Annotated in this window: 1 protein-coding gene; it reads right to left on the bottom strand. The window is 64.6% G+C overall.

The window, feature by feature from the left end; genetic code table 11:
* Positions 1 to 40: 40 nt before the first annotated feature.
* Positions 41 to 582 (bottom strand): transposase (locus AC0L2Y_RS34575; RefSeq protein ID WP_473562335.1); only part of this gene is annotated, 542 nt, incomplete at its 5' end.

Here is a 582-nt window from a genome sequence, read left to right as displayed (position 1 = left end):
CGGCATTGGTCGCCGTGCTCTCCGGCATGGGCCGGGCTGATCAGCGCGCCACGGCTGGCAAGCTGATCAGGGGATCATCGCTCATCTGGCTGATCGTTTCCAGAGTCATATATCTGGCGCGTTGCACGGCCCATTCATCGTTCTGTTCGAGCAGGATTGCGCCAACGAGGCGCACGATCGCGTCGTCGTTCGGGAAGATTCCGACGACCTCGGTGCGCCGCTTGATCTCGCCGTTGAGACGCTCGATCGGATTGGTCGAGTGCAGCTTGGCGCGATGTTCCTTCGGGAAGGTCATGTAGGCCAGCACGTCGGGCTCGGCGTCGTCCATGATTGTCGCCAGCTTCGGCACCTTCGGCCTGATCTGGTCGGCGACGGCGCGCCATTGCACGCTTGCGGCCTCCGGCGTCTCCTGGGCGAAGGCGGTGGCGATGAAAGCGGAGACGACCCTGCGGCCGCTCTTGCCGGCATGGGCCAGCACGTTCCTCATGAAGTGGACGCGGCAGCGCTGCCATGTCGCGCACAGCACCTTGGTGACGGCCGCCTTGATGCCTTCGTGGGCATCGGAGACGACGAGCTTGACGC

The organism is Mesorhizobium sp. WSM4830 (assembly GCF_055811495.1).
The sequence above is the reverse complement of the archived record's forward strand: the minus strand, read 5'-3'. Positions and strand labels throughout refer to the sequence as shown.